Annotated in this window: 25 protein-coding genes; 4 read left to right on the top strand and 21 right to left on the bottom strand. The window is 54.6% G+C overall.

The genetic code is table 11. The annotated features are described in order from the left end of the window. Positions 1 to 3: 3 nt before the first annotated feature. From ACYVJM_RS28735 to ACYVJM_RS28695, 9 genes are all read right to left on the bottom strand, one after another. Positions 4 to 1449: a YncE family protein gene (locus ACYVJM_RS28735; RefSeq protein ID WP_106139115.1), complete on the bottom strand. Its 1446-nt coding sequence runs from the start codon at positions 1447 to 1449 to the stop codon at positions 4 to 6. Between the two features lie 65 nt (positions 1450 to 1514). Next, on the bottom strand, positions 1515 to 2669 hold the full coding sequence (locus ACYVJM_RS28730) for a hypothetical protein (protein ID WP_245882370.1): 1155 nt from the start codon (positions 2667 to 2669) through the stop codon (positions 1515 to 1517). Between the two features lie 84 nt (positions 2670 to 2753). After that, positions 2754 to 3680, bottom strand: a complete 927-nt coding sequence (locus ACYVJM_RS28725; protein ID WP_106139114.1) for a molybdate ABC transporter substrate-binding protein — start codon at positions 3678 to 3680, stop codon at positions 2754 to 2756. 151 nt (positions 3681 to 3831) lie between these two features. After that, the gene (locus ACYVJM_RS28720; RefSeq protein WP_460963616.1) at positions 3832 to 4287 is read right to left on the bottom strand and encodes a DsrE family protein; all 456 of its coding nucleotides are present in this window, start codon (positions 4285 to 4287) and stop codon (positions 3832 to 3834) included. A 63-nt stretch (positions 4288 to 4350) separates the two neighbouring features. After that, positions 4351 to 5427, bottom strand: a complete 1077-nt coding sequence (locus ACYVJM_RS28715; RefSeq protein WP_460963615.1) for a c-type cytochrome — start codon at positions 5425 to 5427, stop codon at positions 4351 to 4353. Between the two features lie 14 nt (positions 5428 to 5441). Beyond that, positions 5442 to 5810: a TSUP family transporter gene (locus ACYVJM_RS28710; protein ID WP_460963614.1), complete on the bottom strand. Its 369-nt coding sequence runs from the start codon at positions 5808 to 5810 to the stop codon at positions 5442 to 5444. Between the two features lie 8 nt (positions 5811 to 5818). Further along, on the bottom strand, positions 5819 to 6397 hold the full coding sequence (locus tag ACYVJM_RS28705; protein ID WP_460963613.1) for a DUF308 domain-containing protein: 579 nt from the start codon (positions 6395 to 6397) through the stop codon (positions 5819 to 5821). 75 nt (positions 6398 to 6472) lie between these two features. Then, a complete protein-coding gene (locus ACYVJM_RS28700; RefSeq protein WP_460963612.1) occupies positions 6473 to 8323 on the bottom strand; it encodes a cytochrome c oxidase subunit I in 1851 nt (616 codons plus the stop codon). Positions 8324 to 8335: 12 nt separating this feature from the next. Then, positions 8336 to 8857, bottom strand: coding sequence for a cupin domain-containing protein (locus ACYVJM_RS28695; protein WP_012931374.1), 522 nt, complete (start codon positions 8855 to 8857; stop codon positions 8336 to 8338). A gap of 220 nt (positions 8858 to 9077) precedes the next feature. Between ACYVJM_RS28695 and ACYVJM_RS28690 the strand changes: the two genes are divergently transcribed. After that, a complete protein-coding gene (locus ACYVJM_RS28690; RefSeq protein ID WP_012931375.1) occupies positions 9078 to 9821 on the top strand; it encodes a substrate-binding domain-containing protein in 744 nt (247 codons plus the stop codon). Positions 9822 to 10125: 304 nt separating this feature from the next. On the opposite strand, the gene ACYVJM_RS28685 is transcribed toward ACYVJM_RS28690, so the two are convergent. The 5 genes from ACYVJM_RS28685 to ACYVJM_RS28665 are packed head-to-tail and all read right to left on the bottom strand — an operon-like array spanning position 10126 to position 17262. Continuing rightward, on the bottom strand, positions 10126 to 11355 hold the full coding sequence (locus ACYVJM_RS28685) for a glycoside hydrolase family 28 protein (RefSeq protein WP_425291210.1): 1230 nt from the start codon (positions 11353 to 11355) through the stop codon (positions 10126 to 10128). A gap of 40 nt (positions 11356 to 11395) precedes the next feature. Then, positions 11396 to 14596: an efflux RND transporter permease subunit gene (locus ACYVJM_RS28680; RefSeq protein WP_460963610.1), complete on the bottom strand. Its 3201-nt coding sequence runs from the start codon at positions 14594 to 14596 to the stop codon at positions 11396 to 11398. Then, on the bottom strand, positions 14593 to 15534 hold the full coding sequence (locus tag ACYVJM_RS28675) for an efflux RND transporter periplasmic adaptor subunit (RefSeq protein WP_460963609.1): 942 nt from the start codon (positions 15532 to 15534) through the stop codon (positions 14593 to 14595). The genes ACYVJM_RS28680 and ACYVJM_RS28675 overlap by 4 nt, the downstream gene beginning before the upstream one ends. Beyond that, positions 15509 to 16828, bottom strand: a complete 1320-nt coding sequence (locus ACYVJM_RS28670) for a TolC family protein (protein WP_012931379.1) — start codon at positions 16826 to 16828, stop codon at positions 15509 to 15511. The genes ACYVJM_RS28675 and ACYVJM_RS28670 overlap by 26 nt, the downstream gene beginning before the upstream one ends. A 2-nt stretch (positions 16829 to 16830) precedes the next feature. Then, the gene (locus ACYVJM_RS28665) at positions 16831 to 17262 is read right to left on the bottom strand and encodes a PepSY-like domain-containing protein (protein WP_012931380.1); all 432 of its coding nucleotides are present in this window, start codon (positions 17260 to 17262) and stop codon (positions 16831 to 16833) included. A 182-nt stretch (positions 17263 to 17444) separates the two neighbouring features. On the opposite strand from ACYVJM_RS28665, the gene ACYVJM_RS28660 reads away from it, so the two are divergent. After that, positions 17445 to 17873 (top strand): hypothetical protein, encoded by a 429-nt coding sequence (locus ACYVJM_RS28660; RefSeq protein ID WP_460963608.1) that lies wholly within the window; start codon positions 17445 to 17447, stop codon positions 17871 to 17873. Between the two features lie 64 nt (positions 17874 to 17937). Next, complete coding sequence (locus ACYVJM_RS28655) at positions 17938 to 18672, top strand: phosphatase PAP2 family protein (RefSeq protein ID WP_012931382.1); 735 nt, start codon at positions 17938 to 17940, stop codon at positions 18670 to 18672. Between the two features lie 173 nt (positions 18673 to 18845). Here ACYVJM_RS28655 and ACYVJM_RS28650 read toward each other — a convergent pair whose 3' ends face one another. The 5 genes from ACYVJM_RS28650 to ACYVJM_RS28630 all read right to left on the bottom strand — a co-directional run bounded on the left by ACYVJM_RS28650 (position 18846) and on the right by ACYVJM_RS28630 (position 23039). Further along, a complete protein-coding gene (locus ACYVJM_RS28650; protein WP_012931383.1) occupies positions 18846 to 20024 on the bottom strand; it encodes an ATP-binding protein in 1179 nt (392 codons plus the stop codon). 80 nt (positions 20025 to 20104) lie between these two features. Next, the gene (locus ACYVJM_RS28645) at positions 20105 to 20518 is read right to left on the bottom strand and encodes an EamA family transporter (protein WP_012931384.1); all 414 of its coding nucleotides are present in this window, start codon (positions 20516 to 20518) and stop codon (positions 20105 to 20107) included. A gap of 8 nt (positions 20519 to 20526) precedes the next feature. Then, positions 20527 to 21012: a DUF305 domain-containing protein gene (locus tag ACYVJM_RS28640; protein ID WP_012931385.1), complete on the bottom strand. Its 486-nt coding sequence runs from the start codon at positions 21010 to 21012 to the stop codon at positions 20527 to 20529. A gap of 51 nt (positions 21013 to 21063) precedes the next feature. Next, the gene (locus tag ACYVJM_RS28635; protein WP_460963607.1) at positions 21064 to 22362 is read right to left on the bottom strand and encodes a sensor histidine kinase; all 1299 of its coding nucleotides are present in this window, start codon (positions 22360 to 22362) and stop codon (positions 21064 to 21066) included. Next, positions 22359 to 23039: a response regulator transcription factor gene (locus ACYVJM_RS28630; protein WP_012931387.1), complete on the bottom strand. Its 681-nt coding sequence runs from the start codon at positions 23037 to 23039 to the stop codon at positions 22359 to 22361. Before ACYVJM_RS28630 ends, ACYVJM_RS28635 begins: the two co-directional genes overlap by 4 nt. A 254-nt stretch (positions 23040 to 23293) precedes the next feature. Between ACYVJM_RS28630 and ACYVJM_RS28625 the strand changes: the two genes are divergently transcribed. Then, the gene (locus tag ACYVJM_RS28625) at positions 23294 to 24070 is read left to right on the top strand and encodes an MIP/aquaporin family protein (protein WP_012931388.1); all 777 of its coding nucleotides are present in this window, start codon (positions 23294 to 23296) and stop codon (positions 24068 to 24070) included. 247 nt (positions 24071 to 24317) lie between these two features. Here the strand turns inward: ACYVJM_RS28625 and ACYVJM_RS28620 are convergent, their stop codons facing one another. Both ACYVJM_RS28620 and eno read right to left on the bottom strand, forming a co-directional pair. Continuing rightward, on the bottom strand, positions 24318 to 24671 hold the full coding sequence (locus tag ACYVJM_RS28620; RefSeq protein WP_012931389.1) for a hypothetical protein: 354 nt from the start codon (positions 24669 to 24671) through the stop codon (positions 24318 to 24320). An 80-nt stretch (positions 24672 to 24751) separates the two neighbouring features. Further along, positions 24752 to 26035, bottom strand: a complete 1284-nt coding sequence (eno, locus tag ACYVJM_RS28615; protein ID WP_012931390.1) for a phosphopyruvate hydratase — start codon at positions 26033 to 26035, stop codon at positions 24752 to 24754. Between the last annotated feature and the right edge of the window lie 36 nt (positions 26036 to 26071).

Below are 26071 nucleotides of genomic sequence, written 5' to 3'. Positions count from 1 at the left end.
CGATCAGGGTGTACTCAGCACCACCGCAGCGGCCGGGTTTTTGTCGCCCTGCAGAACCAGCATATACCGGCCCGTCAATCGCAGCTTTATCTGGTAATAGGCATAGGTCTCCACCGCCCCCTGATCGTCAGTGGTGAAACTCAGCACGGCCTCCGGGTTAACCGCCACGGTTTTCTGATCGGACAGGTATAGGGTATACGTCGTCGTGGGAGCCAGTTTCTTGAGCATCAGAATTGCTTCATCCACCCCATCGATGGTGCGAAGCGTTACTCCACCCCCCACCCCTGGAACGGGCGGGGTTCCCACCGGGCTCAGGCGCACGTTAAGGGGCGGCCCACTGGCCAGGGGAACCAGATTCGTCAGGCCCGTGGCGGGGGGCGGCACCGCTTTCACCACGTAGATGAGTGCCTGGGGAGCCTGGCCGCTGGCGATTTCCGTTCGCTTCGTGTTCGTTTTGGTGTCGATCACGTCGACGGCATCGCCGTTCTCCAGGCCAACGTACACCTTACTGCCGTCGCCCGATGGCCAGACGCCGTGGGGATTGGGACCCGTCGGTATGGTGGACACCAACTGCCGGTCCCGGCTATAAACCTTCACCGCGTTTTCCCCGCCGACGGTTACGTAGGCAAACGCACCGGCCGCACTGCCGCTGTAACGGGTACCCCCGTCAGGACCGGCAAAGTTCACGTGGTTGGTGCCGGGCCCGGTATCAATCACGCCTTCAATTTCATACGTTCGGGCATTGAGCACACTGACTTTACCAACGTCCTTGTGGGTAAACCAGACCTGATTGCCGTCGAAGGTGGCCGCCAGGTTGGGCGAAAACGGGCTCACCACCGGAACACGTTTGATTACCTGGTAGGTTTTGGTATCGATGACGTCGATTTCTGCGGTAAACGAATGATTCACGAAGGCCACCAGCCCATCGGGCCGAAAGACGACCATGCTGGGCCCGTTCGCTGTAACGACCCGCCTAATTTCCTGCTGGGTGCTCATATCAATGACGGAAACGTAGTTTTCGCCCCGCACGGCCAGCCAGTACTGCTTGCCGTCAGGCGAGAAAAAACCTTCGTGTGGGTTGCGGCCCACGTAGGTTTTCATGCTGACCAGATTGGTCATCAAATCCACAAAGGAAACCGAATTAGTGAGCGTGGACACCACGGCCAGATACCGATTGTCGGGCGAAACGCCCAGCCCATGCACATTTACCTCGTGGTTGTAGAGTGGACTTAGATGATCGGGGCGACCGGTACCGAATTTGATCTGCCCCAGCAGTTTGTCGGTGGAGGGATCAATAACGGAAACGGTATTGGAACTCTGATCGGCGGTGTACACCCGGTCCAGCGACGAAATCATCACCGGATTGGTGTCTCCCGGAAGAGTGGGGTCCAGTTTGTGGTCGCAGCCAGTCAATAAACTAGTGACGAGCAGCAGGATAAAATAGCGCATGGGTTGTTTTCGGGTTGAGGTGAACCTAAAGATAAGCCAAAACGCCCGGTACCGGGCGTTCTAGACTATGAATTCGGCGTTAATCGCTGTCCATTGACAACGGGACTGATCTGCACGACGCGGGTTGCGGTTCCGGTTTTGCCCGTGTTATCCGTTACCCGCGCGGTAATCGTAACCGACGTTTTGCCCGGCGGCAGCAGTAGCGAGCCACCAACGACCCAACCGAAGGTCGTGCGCACGTACCCGGTTGGATCCAGTTCGCTACCCGCAATGTTGAATACGGGGGCCAGGTTGTCGCCAGCCACGATGATGTTGCCAGTGGGTTGCAACAGGGGGACGTCGAAGGTCACCGTCAGCCCGGTCACGTAGCGATTAGGCCCTTTGGAAGACTGGGTAGGGTCAACAATCGTCCCCCGGGTCGCGTCATCGCGTCCATCCCCGTTTTCATTGACGCCAATGCCCGCCCGGCTTACGTCGAGGGCGGATACCTGGACGAAAAACAGCGATGCGTTGGTGGGTGGGGTCGGGGCGGCAGTGGGGCCGGTTGCTACGCTGGAAGGCGTACGGGGCGCCAGTATCGTCACCACCGGTCCAGCCGGATTATCGGCTCCGGTCGTGTTGAGGGTTGGTAGAGGGAGCGGGGTCAAGGCCTGTCCGCTGGTAGCCACACCGGCACCGCTGGCAACGGCAAGGGTAATTTTATCGGTACCCGTTTTGCCCGCCTTATCCTGAACCGATACTGTGATGGTGAACTGGCTGACATCCACCGGCAGCGATTCCAGGACGTGCCACCCGGTCCACATCGTGACGCCTGCACCGGGAGTGTCGTCGGTACCGGCAATGTTGAACAGGTTCGCCAGATTCGTGTTTTTCGGAATGATCCCCCCGTCGGGCTTGATCAGATCCGTGTCGAAGGTAACCGTGAGTCCCGGCATATTGGGATTGGGATTACCCAGCAGGGCCGTGTTACGGATGTTCAGACTTTCGTTGGTAATAACGTTGACCGAGTCGTGGGTAATTACTTCCACGTTGATCTCGAAACCGCTACCGTTGAAACTACCGGCTCCTGGTCGGCCGTCCCCCCGGGCTACGCGGGCGTTGGCTACGGGCGAGACAATGTGAACCGTCGGCGAGAAGTCGATTGGCGGCTCCCGGTGATCCATACAGGCTGTGGCACTCAGCGCCAGCATGCCAATCAGTAGTGATTTGGGTACAATCATTTTTATGCTTTTTTTAGACGTGATGACATTATGGACTGATACGGACAGACCGGTGCAGAGGTTGCGTCGGCAATGGGCTGGTCCTTACAATTTTGGGGGCATGAAGCCGTACTTTTTGTAGATCGCCTGGCCCGTTGGGCTCATCAGGAAGTTCACGAAGTCGGCACCGGCCTGGGCGTGTGGGGCCGTTTTGACGACACCACCCATGTACTCGGCTACCACGTTGTGGTTGTCGGGAATCGGTACAAGGTCAACCGGGTTCTTTAGCATCTGCTGGTAAAACGCTTCGGTGTACCAGACCGGCCCCGCGTCGGACTGATCGTACAGCACCCGCATGGGCGTCTGCCGGTGGTGAATCTGGGTCAGAAAGGTGGTTTTGTCGCTTACTTTCTGCTGCATGATGGCCGACTTCAGCGCGTCGCCCCCGGCCTTGACGTAGGCTTCCTCGATGCGCCCACCGATACCCTCCCAGGCCGGGTTGGGCATACTTACCCGCAGGTCGGCCCGACCCAGATCGTTGAGCGTTTTCACCTGCTTCGGATTCCCTTTTCTGACCATGATCGCCAGTTTATTACGGGCGTAGGTGACGATGCCGTTGAGTTTGTCGCGGTTTTCCTCGACGCGTTTTTTACCGCCCAGGTACACGTCGGGCTGGTGGTCGATCCGCATGTTGCCGATGACGATGGAGCCGCTGTTCATCTGCTTCGCTAAGATACCCGGCGGCAGCGTTTCCACGAAAATACGGGTGTAGGCCGGGTACTGCTTTTTAAAGGCCGTCAGCAGTTCATCGAGCACCATAAACTGATTGCCGCCCATAAAGACGACAAGTTGGGGGTTGACGATGTCGCCGTAGAGGTCGGGTACATTGTCGACGCCGGGTACGGTAAACGACACGCCCCCGGTGGGCGGCTCGTTCCAGGGTGGGTCGTAGCGGTGGGGTTTATCGGCCATCGGCTGGGCCTGGGTTGACAGAGTGCTCATCAGCAGGGCGGTCAGAAGGGGGAGTTTCATAGGAGTTTATAGTTTTTGAATTTCGGTTTTCAGTTGCGGTTCCCCCGCACCGGCGGACCTGCCGGGACTGGCGCATCGATGTTCCCACGAGACGTACGGCATATCGACTCGTCTGACCACCGTAAGCCGTAACCTGAATACCATAGACTTTTTAAGGGTGTATAATCGTCCAGCCGTCCTGCCCCCGGATGATCAGTTCGCCGTTGCCGCTGGGCACGTAGGAAAGGAAGGGAAACAGCTCATCTTTGGTGATTTTGCGTTCGCGCATGGTGTTTTCGCACATCGCCAGCACCACGCCCTGGTCCTGGAGTTTCTTCACCGTTTCTTCGTAGCCACTCTCTTTTTTGAAAGCTGCAACCCCCGCCCCGAACACCACGAGTTCGAGCTGTAGTTTACCCTTTAGGCGCGGGTCGTTGATGGCATTCTGGATGTTGCGGAGCGTACCTTTGATTCGATCCGGCTCTTCATTGTCGAGCTGATAGACGGCCCGGTAGGTCGATTTGGTAGCGTCGGCACCGTGAAAGGTGGCGGGGTTGGTGATCTGGGCCATTGTGGGTAGCGTTGCGCCGATACAGGCGGTGAGGAGCAGAATTTTCAGAGTCTTCATGCCAGGTTTGTTGTTAAAAAGTTGAGAATTAACGTTGGTTTACCCGCTGGAAACGGGATAACTTTATGCCTTTGTCGCTTTCTTTTTCGCGTCGGCGATAGGCTGGTAGGGGCCGTATTTGTGCTGCTTTTCGCTGAATGAATCGGCGTAAGGCGCGAAGGGAAAATCGACGGGCTTGGCGGCTGGTTTGGGCCAGTCGTGACGCTGGTCCCGGTGGGGCCGGGGCATCGAGTTGATGAACGCGGCCACGTCCCAGGCTTCCGCGTCGGTCAGCATCGGACTTTCGTAGCTGGCTCCAAACGGCATATTGTTCTTGACGTAGCCCGCAAAGTTCGACAGCCGGAACAGGCCCGCGCCGTCGTTGTAGCTGTGGGGACCCCACAGGGGCGGGTAGGTATACTGGGCGTCGCCCGCGACGGTAATACCTTCCCCCTTGGCCCCGTGGCAGCTCTGGCATTTGGTGGTGTACACCAGCTTACCTTTGTCGGGGCTGGCGGCCCGGTCAAGGTAAGCCAGCTTTTCTAGCCCGGCCCCGTTAGGTTTGTCGCCTTTGGGTACACCGGTGCCCAGCCATTTCATGTAGGCTACCATCGCCCGCATTTCGCGGCTGCTGCTGTCGGGCGAGCGTCCGTTGAGGCTGCGCTCGAAACAGTCGCGGATGCGCTTGACGATGGTTTCTTTGGTGCCCGACCGTTCGCGGTATTTGGGGTAGGTCGAGAAAACGGCCGAATAGTTGTTGCCCAGCACCTTCGTACCGGCGTCGAGGTGGCAGTTCTGGCAGTTCATGCCGTTGGACAGGTGCCTCACCGACCCCGCCGGACCGAGGTATTTCGCCGTGTGCGCCACTAGTTCGCGACCGTAGCTGACTCGCCTGCCTGCTTCACCCGCGGGTAACTGGCTGTCGCCGGGCGGGTGCCAGTAGGCGGGTTTAGGCTGCGCGGCCGGGGCAGTCGACGCGGCCGTGCTCACCGGCGTGCGGGTGGCCCTCGCCAGCGCCACCGGCTGCGTGGCCGAGCCGTTCAGCCACAGCATCAGCGTCAGCAGTAGGCCCACGACTAATAGGGCCGTTAGCCCACCCAGGGCCATGAGCAACCGGACGAGCCGACGAAAGGGGTTGGGGGGTGTTGGGTTAGTATTCATCAAAAAGAAATTAGTTAGTGAGCACCACCGAACCACAGTTTCACGGCGATAAAGACGAGCAGCAGGGCAAAGCCTTTGGTCAGCAGGTTGACCGGGATGGCCGTCGCGATTTTGGCCCCGAAGAAGCCGCCGATCAGAAAGCCAGCCGCAATCCAGATGGCCGCGTGCAGATCGATGGCTCCCTCGCGGTAGTACGCGTAAGCGGCTAAAAGGCCAACGGGCGGAATTAGCGTGGCCAGGGCCGTTCCCTGCGCGGTGATCTGTGAGAAGCCGAACAGCAGTACCAGGGCCGGTACGATGATGATGCCGCCCCCGATGCCGATCAGGCCACTCAGCGCCCCGGCCACCAGACCCAGCAGTACTAAGAGCAGGACATGTGTCATGGTGCGGCTTAGTTAACGTAGCGGGTGGCGTCGCGCTGAAGCATCCGGGTGAGGAGTTCCTGCACCAACCCTAGCCCCACCAGAAACAGCCCCACGTAGCCCAGGCTGGCCGTCAGTCCGTCGGGGCGCATGATGAGCAGGAAGGCAAAGCCCCCGGCGATGAAGACGCAAGCAAAGTGGATGACTTCGACCCAGTAGTCTTTGTCTTCGTTGGCGCGGGTACCCAGGAAGTAAAAGTTGGCTTCGATGGCCTGCAAAAAGGCGTAGATGATGGCCCACAGCCCGATGGTGTTGATCATAGCGCCCATCGGCTGATTCATCACCGCCAGCAGCCAGACGCCGAAAATAATGTCGCGGCCACTGGAGAGAATGAACCACAGGTTATCGGTGTCACCCCGCTGCCGACGGTGCATGCCCAGCGTCAGCGTGCAGATGCCCGCCAGCAATAGCAGGCCACCGAGCAGCCCGGTCCGCAGGGGTGAGGTTTCCGTCGGGTGAATGAGCAGGGCGACGCCCATCAGCGCGTAACAAACGTTGTGCAGGTGCATGAGCCACCAGGGCTGAGCAGGGTGATGTAGGGTTTTCATGGTCATAAGGGCAGGTGCCCCGGTTGATTGAAACAAAGGTCATTGTTTAGAGCTAACCCGGCCAATCACAAATGGTTATGCCCGATTCTGAACTAAGCTCAGTTCACGCTCCGCCGACACCAGCGCCTGCTCATGGGGCAGGTTCGATTCGGGCGTCAGCGCATAGGGTACCGTCTGCGGAATAAAATCGTCGGGCGCCCCGGGTTTGCTGTAGTCGTAGGGCCAGCGGTACACCAGCGGCAGCTCGTCCGGCCAGTTGCCGTGGGGCGGCACGATGGGCGTCGTCCATTCGAGTGTATTCGAGTGCCAGGGGTTTTGCGGGGCGCGCTTTCCCCGGAACATACTCCCGAAAAAGTTGACCAGAAAAATGAACTGCGCGCCGAAGGTGACGAATGCTGCCAGGCTGATAAAGGCGTTCATGTCGGCGAAGGCGTGGGTAAAATCGTAGCTGGTGAAGGCGTAATACCGACGCGGAAAGCCCGCAATGCCCAGGTAGTGCATGGAAAAAAAGACCAGGTATACTCCCGCAAACGTCAGCCAGAAATGCACGTAGCCCCAGTTGGCACTCATCATCCGGCCAAACAACTTGGGATACCAATGATAAATACCCGCCATCGTGCCGAAAAACGAAGCCGACCCCATAATCAGGTGGAAGTGGGCGACCACGAAATAGGTGTCGTGCAACTGAATGTCGAGCACCGAATTACCCAGCACGATACCCGTTACGCCCCCGGTGAATAGAAACGATACCAGCCCAATAGCGAATAGCATGGCGGGGGTAAAGCGAATGTTGCCCCGCCACAGGGTGGTGATGTAGTTAAAGCCTTTTACCGCTGAGGGCACGGCAATCACCAGCGTCAGAAACATGAAGATCGACCCCAGAAACGGATTCATGCCCGACACGAACATATGATGCGCCCAGACTACGAACGACAGAAAAACAATGGCTCCCATCGAAAGAATCATAGCCCGGTAGCCAAAAATGGGTTTTCGGGCGTTGGTAGCGATGACTTCGGAGGCAATCCCCAGGGCGGGTAGAAAGATGATGTAGACTTCGGGGTGTCCCAGAAACCAGAACAGATGTTGGTAGAGAATGGGCGAGCCACCCGTTTCGGGCAGCGCCTGCCCGCCCACGTATATCTCGCTGAGAAAGAAACTAGTGCCCATCGAGTTGTCGAAAAATAGCAGCAGAAATGCCGACAGCAGCACAGGAAAGGCCATCGTAGCGATGATGGCGGTGAACAGAAACGCCCAGACCGTCAGCGGCAGGCGGCTCATTGACATCCCCCGCGTACGATAGTTGATCACCGTGGCGATGTAGTTGATGCCCCCAAGCAGCGTGGAGACGACGAAGAAGGCGAAGGCCAGCAGATATAGCACCATACCCAGCCCCGACCCACCCGATGCCTGAGGTAGCGCGCTCAAGGGTGGGTAAACCGTCCAGCCCCCTTCGGGTGGCCCCGTTTCGACTAAAAACACGGAAAACATGACCGCGCTGGCCGCAAAGAAAAACCAGTAGGAAAGCCTATTGATGAAACCGGACGCCATATCCCGGGCACCAATCTGAAGTGGAATGAGCAGGTTGCTGAACGTGCCGCTCAGCCCCGCCGTCAGCACGAAAAACATCATAATAGCCCCGTGCATCGACACCAGCCCCAGGTAGCCGTCGGGGGTGAGCTGCCCTGACTCGGACGTGTAGCGGCCCAGCAGCGCGTGCAGAATGGGCAGGTGCAGACTGGGAAAGCCCAGTTGAAGCCGGATAAGCATGGATGCTCCCCCGCCAATCACGGCCCAGGCCATGCCCGTCAGTAGAAACTGTTTGGCAATCGTCTTGTGGTCGGTGCTGAAGACGTAGCGGGTCCAGAACGAGTGTGGTTCGTGGCCGGTCGCCGTCGGCGCGGTCACGGGAAGTTGATCCGTTGTCATGAGGGAAATTGGTTAATCGGGTTGGTAGCGGGCTGTATCGGCCAGCAGCCGGTCCAGGCAGCCCAGCAACGGCCGCAGCCGACCGGTGACCCGCTCCGGCCGGTTAGCCCCACTCGCGTGGCAGACGGCGTGAAGCTGCCCGAAAAGCCGGTCGAGCAGCCCCAGCCGGAAATCGGTCGGTGGTAACGACCAGCGGCAGGCCGTCGGGTCAGCTGGCTGGTGGCCCGGCGTTGGGCGGACGAAGAGTAGATAAGCGCGGGTGTTCTCATCCATTGTCCAGCCCTGCACCTGGCCGGGTCGCACGTAGCAGAGTTCCCCAGCCTGAAGCAGACAGACCTGCTCATCGACGGTCTGTACGACGGTCCCAGCCACCACCAGCATCAGCAGCTGATAGGGCTGCGGGTAGGCTTCCCGGCGGCTAGGACCTGCCGAGCCGTCGTGTCGGATGAGGTGAACGGCATCGGACGTGGGCTGGTCGTCAGGCGGCAGCAGCCAGCAGCTGAACGGCTGGATTTTCGTGGCTGAAAAAGTCATGGACAAGGAGTTTAATAAGTCAATAATCAACGTTATTTTGATACAACGTTGTTCGTTAGCCGGGGTAAAGGTCCACCAATTTGACTACCTGTGCCAATCACCATTCGTAAGGGGCCATTCAGAAATAGCATGAACATTACTGAGCGGGCGGGCGCACTTTTGCCCCAGAAATAGCGGATAAGTCCATGCCGGATTTAGCCGCCAAAACCACAAATCGCCTATGAAAACTCTGTTAATCGCCCTGCTGATGACGACACCCCTGCTGACCGATGCCCAAACCACGACCGACACGCTGTACGTTTACGGCCCCGGCGGACCACTGGGTCCCATGAATGAATGCGCTACGCTGTTTGGCGAGCAAACCGGCCACCCGGTTAAAGTAATTGCTGGGCCCGAAGCCAACTGGCTCCCGCAGGCGCAGCAGCGGGCCGACCTGTTCTTTGGTGGCTCGGAATATATGCTGACCCAACTGACAGCCGCCCACCCTGACCTCATCGACGCCGGTAGCCGCACGGAACTCTACCGCCGGGCCGCAGCCATCCTGGTCCGTCCGGGCAACCCCAAAGGCATCAAGACCCTGCGCAACCTGACCCGCCCTGGTATTACGCTACTGGACGTCAACGGAGCGGGGCAACTAGGGCTGTGGGAAGATCTTGCCGGGCGGCAGAAGCTGATTGGCGGCATTCAGGCCAACATCGGCCAGTCGTTTGCCAATTCAGCACTGGGCATTGCCGCCTGGAAGCAGGACAGCCGCTACGATGCCTGGATCACCTACTCGTCGTGGCACAACCGGCTGACGGCCGAGACGGACCTAGTGCGGTTGCCCGCTGCGGAAACGGTTTACCGGGGCACGCCCGTTGCCCTGAGCAAAACGACTCGCCAACCCGCTATAGTCCGGCAGTTTGTCGATTTTCTGCGCTCCGAAGCTGGGCATGGAATATTTAAAAAATGGGGCTGGGACTAAGCTGGAGATTTCAGAGGTATTGACCAGTGGATTCCGTAGCATTTTGACCACCAGTGGTGCTCATCAAATTACAGCTAACACTTTGTTGGAAAGGGGATTAAAGTGGTCAGTTTAGAGCGAAACAGGTGGTCAGTCGATTTCGGAATGAGATGATCAGTTTCAGCGAAATCTCCATTTAAGGACGAAAAAAAACAGAATCACTTCTTCGTTTACCTGCATTTGCCCAACTAATCAGCATCCATAAATTCGCTACCAACTCGATAAACCTACTAAAAATTGGTTGAAGCACGAAGCCGTTATTTCATCAAAAGCCAGTACCCGTAGCGTTCTGAGCAATGACCGACTGCCCACTGCTAACCTGAATACGGTAGGCGCTCATCGTTATATTGCGGGCGTTTTGCAACACCAGTCCCGTCTGGGCGCTGATTTGCAGGTTTGATAAAGTCAGGTTCTGGAGCAGGCTATTGGTCAACCCTACCAGACTCCCCGCGTTTTTGGCGCCCGTCACACTTAGTTGGTCGATGGTCAGGCCCGACACCGACGGGATGTCACTCGCGTAGCCATTGTTATTATTGAGCGAATAGGCCAGATCGATGATCAACGGATTAGTCACGTTGGTCATGGTAATCTGACTGTACGACAGGTTCTGAATGGCCCCGCCCAATCCTGGTTGCGACTTAATGCGAATACCATTGGTCGTACCGGTGAACGTGCAGTTGGTTACCGAGACACTCGATACCCCACTGGAGGTTTCACTCCCTACTGATAAGCCATGCCCGTGCAGAAACCGGCAGTTCCGAATCTGGATATCCTGGCAGGGTTGAACGATCTGCCCATTACTGCGTCCGCCTTTGATAGCAATGTTATCGTCGCCATTGTCAATGGTGCAGTTCTGGATCAGGACGTGGGTGCAGTTGGCCGGGTCGATGCCGTCCGTGTTGGGGGAGTCGGACGGGGCGGTGATGGTCAGGTTCTGAATCGTTACGTTCTGGCACTGACTGGGAACCAGATGAAACGACGGCGAATTAATCAGCGTCAGCCCATCGATGGTTACGTTTCTGGAGCGGGTCAGGTAAATCAGGCGTGGCCGGTTCAGGGTTTTACCACTGTCGATAAACCGTTGCCACCAGACGGCCCCATTACCGTCAATGGTACCTGTCCCGGTTAGACTCACGTCGGTCAGGGAATCGCCATTGATTAGGTTGGGTAGTTTAGGAGTATAGTCGGCCGCGTTGGTACTGGCCAGTAGCGTGGCTCCTGAAGCCAGTTGCAAATTAACGCGGCTGCACAGGCTGATAGGACTGATCAGGTATCTTCCGGCTGGTACAATCAGCGTACCACCCCCGGTCGCTCCGCAGGAGTCAATGGTTTGTTGCAGGGATTTGGCCTGATCAGTTGTGCCGTCGGCTAATAGGTGAAGCGTTACCGACGTGGGAGTAGGATTTGATTGAGCCTGCGGACTACAGGCTAACAGCATCCATAACCAACCACTTAGTATGAACGCTGGGAGCCATTTATATTTTATAGTTCTCATAGAACAGACCAATGAAGCTGATTGATTAATACTTTGCTTTCTATAACGGGTGCACAGACATAGAGTTTTTCCAGTCATAAAGCAGTCGCAATAGAGTCGGCAAAACCAGTAATAGCAGCGGCAGCCCCACGACAAAGCCCCCAATGACGGCTACGGCCAGGGGCTGCTGCATCTGAGCTCCTAGTCCAAAACCAAGGGCCAAGGGCATTAAGGCCAGAATGGCACCAATGGCTGTCATCAGTTTAGGTCTCAATCGCAAAGCAATGGCGTAGTTAACCGATGCCTCCACGTCGCCGGTGCGGGCCAGCGTGTGCTCAAACTGATTGACGGTAAAAATGGCGTTCTCCGCAATGATTCCCACGATCATGATAATACCGGTATAACTACTGACGTTCAGGGGAATATTCGTCAGAAAAAGAGCCGCAATACAACCTGTAATTCCTAGTAGCGACAACACTAACACCAGCACTGACAGCCACCAGTCTTTGAATAAGAACATCAGAACGGCCAGCACCAACAGTGAGGCCAGTGTCAGAATCAATAGCAATTCTCTGAAAGATTGTTGTTGTTCCGAATAGGCTCCGCCGTAGCCGATCGTATAGCCTTGTGGTAAGGGTAATTTCTGAGTAAATTGGGTCTGAATCTCTTTAATGGCGCTACCTAGATCACGTGCATCCAGCCGGGCCGTGAGCACAACAGTCGATTTAAGATCCTCCCGGCGCTGCTCTATTTCACCCGCCAGTACGCTCACGGTACAGAAAAACGATAGGGGGCGTGTGGTGCCATCGGGCAGAAAGATCAACACGTTGCGCATTTTATCCAGATCATTCGCAGTAAAGTTGGAAAACCGAAGTACCATCCGACGCATCTGCTCCCCGTCCTGAAACGAACCCACCTGAATACCCGCCGTTAGCGCGGCCTGTGCCGGTGATGGGACTGGCTGGGCAGCATTAGGTCCCAGGGCCACCCCGCCCGTATAGGCTGTTAACTGCGTTTGAAAATCGGTTAGCCCAATCTTATACTGACTTAATTTTTCCTGATCTGGCTCGAAGACCAGTGATGGCCCCGCTTCCACCAGACCATCGTTCACATCGACGATGCCCGGCACCTTTTCGAGTATTCCCGATGCCTGTTTGGATAAACGCTGAAGCAGTGCATAATTATCGCCAAACAGCTTGATCTCAATTGGCTGGGAGGTGCTCATCAAATCACCCAGCAAGTCGGCAATGCGCTGACCAAAGGAGATAGCTAAAACCGGCTCCACGGCGTGAATGCGCGTGCGCAATTGATCAATGACCTCGACCGTAGTTTTCGTACGGCTCGATTTGAGTTGAATGGAATAGTCACCGAAATTGGGGGGGACGCCCTTAAAGGCCATGCGGATACCCGTTCGGCGTGAATAGGTAGCTACATCGGGATGGGTAGCAATGACTTTTTCCGCTTCCCGCAGTATCCGGTCCGTTTCCTGAATGGACGTACCCGGGGGCGTAAAGTAATCCAGTACGATCGTGCCTTCATCCAGATCGGGCAGAAAGCCCGTTTCCAATCGACTGTAAGACCACCAGGTACCAACACCCAGTAACCCCACAAATACGAGGGAGATTAGCGGTTTGGTGAACAGGTTCGTTAGCCAGCTTAGCTGACGAACGTTGGCGGCCTCGTCAATCGGTTTGGCATTTTTCGCCGAACGCGGCCCCGGCAGCTTAAAGCTAATTAGCAGATGCAGCACCGGCAGCAGAAGCCAGGTTACCAGAAATGAGCAAACCATTGTGATCTGCATCGTATCCGACAGTTCCCGGAAGAAACTACCGGCCAGTCCACTCATCAATCGGAACGGAAAGTGAATGACGATGGTACTGAGCGAAGAGCCAACCATGGCCGGAAAAAGGGTATGAATTGCTTCCTGCACGACGGCAAATTTATTCTTCCTGGGTTCCTCTTCATGTCCCCGGTAAATCTGCTCGATAATAACAATGGCATCATCGATGATCAAACCGATTGAGGCTGCTATGGCCCCCAGCGACATAATGTTAATCGTAATGCCCACTACGAACAGTACCAGCACCGTAAAAGCCAGCGTAACAGGAATGGTCAGTAGCACCACCATTGAGGCCCGCCAGGATCGCAAAAAGACGATCATCACCAGAATAGCCAGAATCAACCCTTCATAGATCGTTTTAATTACGCTGTGAATGCTATCGCCCACGAAAGCCGATTGATTATAGTACGGCTTGACGTGCATGCCTTTGGGCAGAATCCGGTTGATTTCAACGGCTTTAGCCTCAGCGTTTTTGGCGAAATCAATCAAATTGATAGCTGGCTGTTTGACCAGATCAATCTGAACTGCCTGATGGCCGTTGGCATTGACTACCAGAAATTCCTGCTGCTGCTCCTGGACTTCGATGCGGGCCACTTCGGACAGATGAACAATCCGGGTGCCGTCATTTTTGACAATCAGTGCCCCTAATGCATCGACATCCAGCACACGGGTATCAGTCAGGGTCAGATAGAGTCGTCGGTAATCGACCATATACCCGTTAGAAAGGACACTGTTGTTGGCATTGATGGCCGTCATCAGCGCCGAAATCGATAGATTGACCGAGGCCATTTTGACTGCATCGGGCAGAATGACAACCTCCTTGGCCTTGCCACCCCGCACCACGACATTGGAAATGCCGGGTACCTGGGAGAAGATAGGCCGGACCAACAGGTTCGCCTTGTCACGCAACGCCACCAGTCCGTGTCGACCTAGCGCGGTCCGATCACTTTCCAACGTGAATCCATAGACCGGAAACAGGGACTGGTTCATGGCTTCGATGGACAGGTTCACCCCGGGTGGCAGAAAATTACGAATCTCGTTGATGCGACTTTCCACCTGCGTCTTCTGGGTGTAGATATTCTGCCCCCACTCAAAAAACACGTCAATGGTGCAACTACCCCGGCTGGTGCTGGTTTTCACGATGGTTACCCCATTGACCTTTTTCACGGCGCTTTCCAGGGGTTTGGTAACCGTAATCATCATCCGGTCGATGGGCTGCTGCCCATTGTCGGCAATGATGGACACGCGCGGAAACAACACTTCGGGAAACAGATTGGTCTGCATCCGAGTGTAGGCGTAGATACCCGCCAGCAGCAGCAACACGCCCGTAAACAGAATGGGGCGGCTAAACACCTCGAAATACGACCGTTTGGGTTGGTCGGGTCGACGAACGGGCTCCGATACGGTTGGTTGTTCGATCATAGCTGCTTAGCGTTTATCTGCACCCGGGCCGTATCAGGCAGGCCATAGTTGCCTTCTGTGATGATCCGATCGCCAGTCCCAAAAATTGGGCTTTTCACTTCGACAGTCGTCGTGGTCTTTTCGCCCAACTGCACGGGGACTTTAACGGCGATACTGTCGTTAATTAGTCTCATGACCCAAAAATGCTGGAGCATTTCATCACTGAGTATGGCGGCTTTAGGCAACAGTTGAGCCTGCGCATTGGCCTGGCTCGTCACATCGACCTGCACGGTGAGGTTTTCGGGCAAGGGTACCGAACTTGTCATACGGGCCAGCACGCTCTGGGTCTGGGCCAGTGCATTGACTGTCGTCAAAGGCGTCTGGAAGATAGCGGTCAGAGCGCGCCCATCGGGCAGTCGAACCCGGCATCTACGTCCTGGTTTGGCCAATGCCTGGTACTCATAGGGAACGTTGACCTGAACAGCTAGCGCATTATCCTCGGCAATAGTACAAAGCTGAGTACCTTCCAGGACATAATCGCCGGTCTGTTGCTTATCGAAAGTACTGATCAGACCACCCGAGGCCGCCTTGACGATGATTCGCCCTAATAGTGCTGAGTCGCCCCCAACGGATAAATTACCCAAGGCCCGACGCTCTTTGGTTTCGAGCTGATAGAGCGGTTGACCCGCTTTCACCCGCTGCCCTAAACTGATATAGACCTTGGTTATAAAGGCGGCTACGGGTGCCGTTACGGCGTTCCGGCGCAGGTAGAGGGTAGTACCAAACAGGGTCAGACTGTTGCTGATACCGCCCCGCTCTATTGATTGTACCGTCACCGGCGTGCAGGGAGAAATCTGATCCTGAGTTGTCGTGGAATTAGTCTGTTCGGAGGAGCTACAGGAAGCCAGCGCCACGAGCAGGGTAAGCCAGAGGCTACCAGTTATAATAATTGAACGCATTGATGAGGAGTTGTCGGTTGGATTCGAGGAGTAGGGCATCCCGGCGGACGGCTACCATATTTTTGACGACCGTGATGTAGTTGATGATGGGAAGTTGCCCCTGCAACAGCTCCCGGCGATAGGAAGCCAATACCGATTGGTACCCCGCGATTTGCTGCTGGTAGACGAGCAGGCGACTCTCCAGCCCCCGAAGCTCTCCCCGTATCCGCTCCCGACGCACGCCATTTTGATTGATCGCGAACCGGCGGTAGTTGCCATAGCTTTGCTGGAGAATGGCCGTTCGCTGGGCGTTCAGGCGTTTTTGGTGACCATCGTAGAGCGTCCAGATGAGCGACACACCCGCGCTAAATCCGAATCGGCGAGGCAAATCAGGTAAGTAGGACGTATTAAGCCCACCGTTAGCGATAAAATTCCATTGTGGCTTATAGCGCAACTCAAAAATGGTTTGCTGAGCCCCTAGCGCTAAACTGTCCAGCGCATACCGCCGGGTAAAGCCGGATTCAACCGGCCCGATGTCAGCATTCATCATCAACTGCAGGGGAGCCAGTTCAACGACCGTCGTATCGGTAAGACCACTCAGGGCATTGAGTTCCAGCACATCGCGCCGATAAGCGGTCTGATAGCCGACCCGTAGATTCCGTTGTGTTTCCGTTTCGATGTCTACCAGCGTCAGATCCGATTGCTTGAGTAGCGACGATTCAACGAATTTTCGCACGATGCCCCGCTGCTCAGCCATCAGTTGCAGTAAACTATCGGTGTATTGCACCTGTAGGCGGTCCTGCAAACAAAGAATATACTGGTCGGTAACGGCCCGTTCGACATCGTGCTGGCCAAGCCGAATTACTGTCTGCCCAATCTGGGAAGCCAGGACAAACGGTTCGGCGTAGGCTTTGGCGCGAAAAAGATTGGAAAGGGGTTGGTTCACGCTAATCAGGCCCTGATAGAGCCCCCCGTTTGAGACGGCCAGATCATACCCAATATACTGGTCAGCCCCGCGCGAGTTTAGCTCCGGCCTGACGCCCCCGTTGTCGGTAGAGACAATGGGGGCGAACTGGGCCGCTCCGGTCAACTGGACTAAAGGCTTTGTGTACAGGGCTTGAAGCCGCTGGGCTTCGAGAGCATTGGCCTGTAGCTGATTCCGGTTGTCGAGCAGGAGCGGGGAGGTCTGCCGGGCGGACTCGACATAGTACGTTATGCCCCGTTGCGCCACCTGCGCCCGTACGACTCCCATGCCCAACTGCAGGGATAGCGCCAGTAACGTCGTTAGCTTGGAAAACCAGGGATGTCTGTCCATGATCAATCTTTCTCTTCTTCGATATATGTACCCGCCTTATCAAAAACGACCTCCATGCCCGTGATCCGAATCTCATAGTGCATGCTCCCGTTCGCTTTCGTCACGGTTTCAGCCGCCTGCATCCGTTCATTCGGGTAATGCTGCTTTATGTACGTTGAGATGACTGGCGGCAGGCTGGTAATGGGTATTCCTACTTCGGTTTCGGCTACTTGGCCCTTCACGTCGAATTTGATAGCCCGGTGGTTCTGGTTGAGGGTAAAAATGGCTTCGTAGTACGGGGCCGCTCGTTCCCACTGGAGATGCTGTACCGCTGGATGAAGTTTTCTAAGTGCCTGTTGAACCGGTATAGGTACCTGTTTTGCCGGAATTAATTGGGCCTGTATTGTACCCGTTAGTGTACCAAGCAAGAGTACTAAAGGAGTTAAATGCCTCATAAATTTTTGATCTGGTTTACGAAAACAGCGTGAAGACTTGGCAAACCTAGTGGTGAATTCTATCGGAAATCTGATAACAGCGGAGTCCAGGTAGCATTGGTAAGGCATCGTATTCTCCCATCAGGATTGCATCAGATTTGGGTTGTAGGTTTACTGCCATAACCAACAGCAAGGATCGAATCATGAAAACGTATGTCATTGTCAGCGCCCTGCTTTTGGGCGCGACATTCACTGATGGATCAGCCCAGTCAGCGAGTACCAACCGGGTGCCGCGGACCGTAAAAACGGCGTTTACGAATACGTACGCTACAGCCAGGCAGGTAAAGTGGGATCGGGAAGGAAAAGATTGGGAAGTGTCATTCACGTTGAACGGCGAAAAAAAATCGGCGCTTTTCAACCCAGACGGTCAGCAAACCGAACTTGAAACGGAAATTTCGGTAGCGAAGCTTCCCCAATCCGTGCGAAGCTATATGGATGGTCAGAAAAAACCCATTGTCGAAGCGGCCGAAATTACCGATGCGATGGGGAAACGTTATTATGAGGCTGAATCGGGGGGTAAGGATTACCTGTTTACCGCCGAGGGCAAACCGGTGAAAAAGATCGGCCAGTAGATTTCATGAAAGCCTGATGGTCGTTGCCGCGACTATCAGGCTTTAAAACCATAGAGGACACCCGATGATGAAACAGCTTATTTTTTTAGTCATCCTGACGACGTTTCCGCTTTCTGTCACCCAGGCTCAGTCCGATACAACCCGTGCGTCTGCGGCCGCAACCCGCGCGGTTTTTCAACCCTCGGCCTACATCGTACCCGTTGGCTTGATGACGGCGGGGCTGATCACGCAGGGAGCTATCAGCCGCCATGTTCAATCAGAGGTAGTTGGACGGTATCCCGGCTTTTCGTCGCATGTGGATGATGTCGGTCAGTTTGTGCCCACACTGGCCGTGTTGGGTCTGGGTGCTTTGGGGATAAAGGGAAAGCACGCTTTTGGGGATCAGGTGGTTCTTACTATTTTGTCGCACGGGGTCGCACAGGCGATTACGCAGGGACTAAAGTACACTGTTGCCTACCCCCGGCCCGATGGCGTAGGTAACGAGTCATTCCCATCGGGCCATACGTCATTTGCCTTCACGGGTGCCGCCCTGCTGGCTCAAGAATACGGCGAACGTAGTGGTTGGTACAGCGTTGCAGGCTACGGTATGGCCACGACAGTGGGCGCGTTGCGGGTAATGAAAAACCGGCACTGGCTGGCCGACGTTCTTTTTAGTGCGGGGGTGGGTATCGGCTCAACCGAGCTGGTCTATCAACTTTATCCATGGCTCCGCCGGGTCGTCTTTCACAAAAAGAACATGGCCTTAGTGCCCATTTACACAGGTTCCAGCACGGGGGTATGCATGATGGCGGTTTTTTAGGCAGATTCTCTTCCGCTTTCACCTGTTTATTTGATGCGGCATTGATCAATTATTGATGCGTTACTGACGTTTAGAATCATCACCGTATCCGAGAGAAGATCGCCCGGACGGTTTAGCGGTTAATGATGCCACTACTTTTACGGAATGACAAAATCGGCGAGCGGACCGGTTGGCTATAGCTTCTCGACAACACTGTATGCACTGAGGTGTTGCCACAGAGTTTGCAGACTACATACCTGCACGTGCTCCTGTAACCGAAAATCGTCAGCCGACGGCGTGACGACCAACAACGGAATATCGCCTAAATCCCGGCTGGCAATGTAGTTTCCCCGGCTCAGGGTAGGCGCATTCGTGTATTTTATCTCAATGCCTACGACGGGCTTGGTACCCTGCACCAGCAGTATATCCAACTCTGAGCCGTCGGCCGTCCGGTAAAAATAGGGCTGGATATCATAGCCAATTGTCGCCATGACTTGCTGAACAACATAGCCCTCCCAGGAACTACCCACGTATAGACTGCCACTCAGCACCTCCAGTGAGCCAATGGCTGCCAAGGCGTGAAACATACCACTATCCCGCAGATAAAGCTTGGGTGATTTGACCAGACGTTTGCCAATGTTGACAAAATATGGGGGTAATCGGCGAATGAGAAACGCCTGTTCCAGAAAGTCCAGGTAGTGCTGAATGGTGGGCACACTCAGTCCCAGGGATCGGGCCAGTTCGGAAACATTCAACTGATTTCCATGAACACTTACCAGCATCGATAGCAGCGTACGTACCCGGGCGGGTGACGCCCCTAAGCCAAGAGCTGGTAAATCCCGTTCGACATAGGTTTGAATAAAATCATTCATTCGTCGGATGGCAGATCGATCACTATTGGCTAATAGCATATCTGGATAACCGCCCCGCAGCCAGTGGGTTTGATAGGGGAGTTGCTCCTTTACCTCAGGCCAGCTTAATGGCTGCAGTTCCAGGTAAGCAATTCGACCGGCCAGAGACTCCGAACTCTGCTGAAGCAGTTGCGGAGAAGCAGAGCCCAATAGTAAAAAACGGCCCGCGACCCGGTGACGATCAATCAGCGAACGTAGTAGGGGAAATAACTGGGGCATCCGCTGGACTTCATCAATGATAACGAGTTGCCGCTGACGGTCGGACAGATACAATTCCGCATCCTGCAAACGGGCCAGATCCTGACTCGATTCTAAGTCCAGATAAAGCGGCTGCGTTTCAAACTGAGCCGCCAGCGAATTGACCAGGGTTGTCTTGCCTACCTGTCGGGGACCAACCAGGGCCACGGCTGGTCGATCCGCCAGTAGTTCTACTAATTCAGGTGCAATAAGTCGATTAATCATAACCCCGCAAATTTAAAATTAAATTTTAAATTTGCGGGGTTAGTTGTTGAAAAATATGGATGAAAGAACTAGCTTTGAGGTTAAAGAATCAGCACCAGCGTGCCCCCAATGATGAGGCTAGCACCCAGCGCTGTTTTCCAGGTTAAGTCCTCACCCAGAAAAAGCACTGATAGTAAAATCGCAATGGCGACGCTGAGCTTATCGACCGGAGCTACCTGCGACACTTTGCCAAGTTGCAGGGCTTTGAAATAACAGATCCAGGATAGACCCGTGGCAATACCGGATAATACCAGAAACAACCAGTTTTGACGAGTCAGCGTAGGCAACCCATCCAGACCGCCCCGCCAAAAGACCAGCCCCCAAGCCACCACCAGAATCACAAGGGTACGAATGGCTGTCGCCAGGTCAGTATTGACGTTTCTGATACCGACTTTCGCTAGCACCGCCGTCAGCGCGGCAAATAGGGCTGACAGCAAAGCATATGTCCACCACATCGACTTAGCTATTTTTGGTCCATGCGAACCAGTATCCGCTTCATCTGGGCAATTTCCCGCTCCTGCGCCGTGATAATCGATTGGGCCAATTCTTTCACTTCAGGGTCTTTCAACTCCGCCCGTTTGCTGACCAGGATGGCAATCGAATGATGGGGAATCATCGACTGCATAAACCGCTGATCGTTGATTAATACCTGATTCCGAATGCAGAACAAAGCTGTGGCAAATACCAGCACGCTACCGCCGATAATGAGCTGATTCATGCGTCGATCCGTGTACATGGCCCGCATAAAGCCGAGCATAATAAGGGCCATGGCCGAGATCATCAGGAAGGTCACATAAAGCCGGTTTGTGCTTAAATAAAAATGGTCAGCCTGTTCCAGATTGGCGTACGTCAGGGCATTCATGACGACGAACGAGACACCTAGCATGAGAAAAAAGCGGCCGTAATGACCGGACTGCATGGGGGCTTTAGCGGTTGCTGGCATGTTCATAAGGTTGTCAGTTTAAACAGATGAATTGAATTAAATCGGTCCTCGTTTGAATTAGATTATAGAGTCAGCGGCACTGTGACTTGGCTGTAGCCCCAGCTCAAATCGGTGAATGGATTGGTCTGCGTTGAACTGGTAGCGAAGAGGAAGCCCGTATCGGTCGGCAATCTGTTTGACAATCGCCAGGCCTAGCCCCGTCGCATCGGGGAGGGCGGGATTCTTAACGAAACGGTCAAAGAGCTGGCTGGCCGGAAAGGGCAGCGGATCCCCCGTGTTCTCAATGCAAAGCATTGTGCGGGACACCGTACAGGTCAGCATGCCCCCTGGCTGGTTATGCCGGATCGCATTTTTCAACAGATTCCCCACCAGTACGTCCGCCAACTGCGGATTCATCGAAAGGGTGGTGTCCTGGGCCGTCAAATGACGGAACGTCAGTTGTCTGTGGACAATAAAATCCGCGTACCAGTCGAGTAATCGAGCGGTCAACGCCCCTATATCGACGGGACACACCTCGGCATACTGCATATTTTCAATTTTAGTGAGCAGCAATAGCGCCCGGTTAATATGGGACAGTCGATTGACGGCACTGGCAGCTTTCTGCACGTGATCCAGCGCGTCATCGGGCAAGTCATCCGTTTGCGAAAGCACTTCCAGTTCAGCCGACATGATGGCCAGGGGCGTCTGCATTTCGTGAGAGGCATTTTCAGTGAATTGTTTCTGGGAAGTGTACACCTGCTGGTTGCGGGTCAATAGAGTGGTCAGGGACTGATGCAACTCCCGAAATTCATCGATCTCAGTAGTCGACCAGCTGGGCGCCTGGTCACTTTCGAGCCGGAAGTTGCGTATCCGCCGTAAGGCATCCGTGAAAGGTTGCCAAAGTGACCGGGTAATCCGCCGGTTAATCAGTCCCAGTCCTAGTAAGAGTAGCAGGAGTAGGCCCGTTTGCAAACCGGTAATGGTTAGCATAAAATCCTCCTCTTCAACCAGCGACTGACGAATAAAGAGTTGATAGACTTCTTCCCCGGCTTTCAGGCAGGTGACTAATTCCCGATGGGGTTCGAGTTCATGGAGTAAGGGTAAATAGTAGTCCTTATCATGAAAGTAGTCTGAACCAGGACAACTGGCTACCCGTAACAACCGGATGTTGGGGTCCGTTGAGGGTAGATACTGTAGAGTAGAAGCCGGCCGTTTAACTACCAACTGTTGAATCTCCTGCTTGCGGGCCAATAAGGCTTCATCGACATCGACAATCACCAACCACTGAATGATTCCGTAAAAAACGGGGACGCTCAGGGCCAGCACGCCCAAAGCCAGTCCCGCGTAGTACCGGTAGGTCAGGGCTAATAGTTTCATGTATCCAGCGTAAATAAGTAGCCTGCCCCGTAACGGGTCTTGATGTAATCCGGGCAACCAGCGGCCAGCAATTTCTTTCGTAAGTTCTTGACGTGCTGGTAGATAAAATCGTGTGAGTCGGCTAATTCCATCGAATCACCCCAGACGTGCTCGGCGATAGCCGCCTTCGATAATAGCCGGTTTTTATTACTGATCAAGTATAGTAATAGATCATATTGCTTACCCGTCATTTCAACGGGTTGCCCCTGAATCTGCACCTGCTGGGGTTGGGGATCAATCGTCAGCGCACCGAAGGTAATGATCTGACTGCCCGCAAATAAGCGTCGTCGCAGCACAGATTTCAGCCGGGAGTTCAACTCCGATAGGTGAAAGGGCTTAGTCAGGTAATCGTCAGCCCCCAGGTCCAGCCCCGTAATGCGGTCATCGAGCGCGTCCTTCGCCGATATAATGATGATGCCCGTCTGAGGCTGGAGCTGTTTGACCTCCCGGATAATGTCCAGTCCATTACCCCCCGGCAGCGTAATGTCAACCAGCAGACAATCATACTCGTAGTCGTTAGCCCGCCGGGAGCCCTGCAAAAAGGTATCGGCCGTGGTGACCCGGTACCCTTCCCGCTCCAGGTAGGTTCGAATGGTTTGTTGCAATACCGGTTCATCTTCAATCAGCAGCAGTTTCATCGCCTTATTTTTTCAGACTAGTCTAAAGGTAAGGCCCAATTCTGATGCAATCCTGAATCGGCCGTTTGACTAGATAAACACGTGATATTGCCAGGTCAGTTAGCCACGGCGACTAATGGGGGCAATCTGGTTGCCCATTTTCGCAATACCATCGGGTATACATTTCAAAACCAGTTATCTTTGTTTAACGGCCTTTCCGAAAGATAGCAATACATCTTCATAGAATCTGTCCGGTTGCCGGGTATACAACCTGAATGAAGCCAGAAGAGTGGAAAGCGGTAATCGCGGAAGGAATTGGTACGGCCTTGCTGGTTTTCGGAGGCATATCGTTTGTCATTATTGACTTCGGACCTGGAAGTATTGTAGCCAGTTACGTGCCTGACGCGATGGTGCGTCGGTTTGTTACCGGCTTTTTGTTTGGCAGCGTTGGGTGCCTGATCACGTTGTCGCCCCTGGGACGTATCAGCGGGGCGCATCTGAATCCAGCAGTCACTATCGCTTTTTTTGGACGAGGTTTACTGCCATGGCGGGCGTTGTTTGGCTATATTATTGCTCAACTAGCAGGCGCTACGCTCGGTGCGGGAGCGCTGGCGGTATGGGGATCGATGGGTGATAGTCTACGCGAAGGAATAACCGTACCGGGACATAACGTGGGGACGGCATTTGCGGGTGAAGCATTCGTTACGTTTTGTCTGATCTGCGTGATTTTACTGTTCACCAGCCATGACCGACTGAAAGCCTATACCCCTTTCATGATACCACCATTGTTTTCGGTGCTGGTCGGTCTGGAAGCGCCCCTGTCCGGGTGCAGCGCCAACCCAGCCCGTAGTTTTGGCCCCGCCGTTTGGAGCGGTATCTGGACTGACCACTGGCTTTACTGGCTGGCCCCCGTAACGGGTACATTTGGCGCTCTGCTTGTATTTGCTCTTCCTGTGCTGCAATGGCTGCGAACGGATATTGCCAAATTGTATCATTTCCGGCATGACGAAACGGGATTTTTGCGGGGGCAGGAGCAACCAGCCAGTATTTAACGTAATAGGTAGTGCATAACTGACGAATTCGAAAGTTTCGCACAAAACCGAGTAATCGCATTTTTTTGCGAAGCTTTTTAGCCTTTTTGCCGTTCAGTAGAATTGGAATAACTATTAAAACATAAGCAGTTGATCGGTAAGGATTTGCGGTTAAAGTTGTTACCTCCTACGCCCGTTTCAGTGCAGGAGGTAACGGTAAAAGCAGGGCGATCTCTTCGCCTGCTGCCAAGGTCTGACCAAGGATTCATCAGGTCTGAATCGTTCGAATGAGCACGATCAACTGGCCTATATCCTGATCATTGTCTGCTGGGTGCTCATCGGTTGTAAACGCGCCGTACCCTGGCATCTGATCCGAACGGCTGTCCTGTAGATCGACCCAAAGCGACGAGCTTAACGCATTGAGTCGTTGAGACCAGGCAAGCCGACGAGCCGAAAGGCCATATTTGTGCACAAGCTGACCAATCAGGTCTCGAATGGCCTGAATCTGCTGGTTAAGCAACTTTTGCTGATCGGCCGAAAGGGCTGGTTCCAACTGATACGTTAGCCCGTTGGCTCCATTCGTTAAATCAGCCTGCAGCTCATTCAGCCGTAGTTCAATCACGTGCAATACGGTCCCAGGCGACGCTGGTGGTTTGGGAATAAGTGAGTCGTTGTCATCTTGTTAACGAGTTTTGAATTCAATCACTGCCCAAACGCATCCCGGCCCGCAAAGCGAGCAGCCGCCCCCAGCCGATGCTCGATGCGCAAAAACTGGTTAAACTTCTCGGTCCGTTCCCCCCTGCAACCCGACCCGGTTTTAATGGCTCCTGCGCTGGTCGCTACCGCCAGATCGGCAATAAATGTGTCGACGGTCTCTCCGCTCCGGTGCGAGATGAAGATTCGGTACTGATTTTGCTGCGCCAGCCTGACCGTATCGAGTGTCTGGGTCACTGTGCCAATCTGGTTGGGCTTGATGAGCACCGCATTGCCTATTTTCTGGTCGATTCCCTGCTGAACCAGTGCCGGGTTGGTACAGAATATATCGTCACCCACCAGCTCAACCCGGTGGCCAAGCGTAGCAGTCAGAGCTTTCCAGCCCTCCCAGTCGTGCTCACCCAGGCCATCTTCCAGCGAAACGATGGGATATTGACGCGTCCAGTCCTCCCAGAGCCGGATCATGGCCTCCGTAGATAAGATTTGACCCGTGCTTTTACTCAATTGGTAATGACCATTCTGCCAGAGTTCACTGGCCGCCGGGTCGAGGCATAAACTGACCTGTTCACCCGGTTTGTACCCGGCCCGGGTGATGGCCTCTAAGATCAGGTCAACGGCCTCTTCGTTGGCTTTTAGGTCGGGAGCAAACCCACCTTCATCGCCCACGCCGGTGCTCAGGCCGCGTTGCTTGAGCAGCGCTTTGAGGGTGTGGAAAACCGTTTCGCCCATTTGAATGGCCTCCGCAAATGACCCGGCTTGATGAGGGGCAATCATGAATTCCTGAAAATCAACGTTGTTGTCAGCATGGCGCCCGCCATTGATGACGTTCATGCAGGGTACAGGCAACCAGACGGCTTCGGTAAAGGGCCCTTGTAAGTAACGATAGAGCGGCAGTTGCTGTGCTTGAGCCTGAGCACGGGCGAAGGCCATCGAAACGGCCAGGATCGCATTGGCACCCAATCGGGCCTTGTTCGGCGTACCATCCAGTTCAATCAGTTGATGATCCAGTTGCGACTGATCCATAAAATCGCGCTGAATTAAACTGTTCCGAATCTGGGTCTGAATGTTGGCAACGGCCTGCCGAACGCCCTTGCCGCCGTAGCGAAGCGGGTCGTTATCGCGCAGTTCCACCGCTTCGTTTTCGCCGGTTGAGGCTCCTGAAGGAACGATGGCCTGGCCCCAGCTCCCATCTTCCAGGATGACTTGAGCTTCGACGGTTGGATTACCCCGGGAGTCCAATACTTCGAGGGCACTGATGTCTTGAATTTTCATGATGAATTGTTTAGATAATAAATACTAGAGATTAAA

It is taken from the genome of Spirosoma pulveris (assembly GCF_054781875.1).
Note: the sequence above shows the minus strand (reverse complement) of the source record. Positions and strands in the feature narration are given on the sequence as shown.